Source organism: Aminobacter sp. P4_D5, from assembly GCF_056401815.1.
Map to the genome: position 1 here is coordinate 1 of NZ_JBFUIP010001323.1, position 532 is coordinate 532.

Consider the following 532-nt stretch of genomic DNA (forward strand, 5'->3'; position numbering starts at 1 on the left):
GGATTGGCGCGCGCGAGATGGCCGACGACGCGCTTGCCGTCGGTCTGCAGCGGGATGTGGGAGATGTCGGGCACGCCGCCCGGGCCGTTGCTGACCAGCAGGCAGAGGCGCGCCTCCTGCATCACGCGGAGGACGACCTCGGGCCGTTCCTCCCTGAACAGTGCGGGGGTGTAGAGCGTCATGGACCAACCTCGGCGGAACTTCGCCGAGCCTAGTCCATCACGCCAGCGGCGCCAAAATCAGAGCGCGCCGCCCTTGCGTCCCGCCATCGCGCCCAGCCGCAGCCGCAGCGCGTTGAGCTTGATGAAGCCCTGCGCGTCGAACTGGTCGTAGGCGCCCTGGTCCTCGTCGAAGGTCACGTGCTTCATCGAGTAGAGGCTCTTGGGCGACTCGCGCCCCGTCACGATCACGTTGCCCTTGTAGAGCTTCATCCGCACCGTGCCTTCGACGCTGGCCTGCGAGGTGTCGATCAGCGCCTGCAGCATCCGCCGCTCCGGCGAGAACCAGAAGCCGTTGTAGATGACCTCCGCAT

1 protein-coding gene and 1 pseudogene are annotated in these 532 nt (G+C 67.3%); both read right to left on the reverse strand.

What is annotated here, in order from left to right:
* Positions 1-182: FMN-binding negative transcriptional regulator (locus tag AC1DWF_RS38180; RefSeq protein ID WP_476843599.1), on the reverse strand; the 182-nt coding region annotated here is incomplete at its 3' end.
* Positions 183-239: 57 nt separating this feature from the next.
* Positions 240-532, reverse strand: a pseudogene (locus tag AC1DWF_RS38185) (argininosuccinate synthase); the annotation flags it as partial.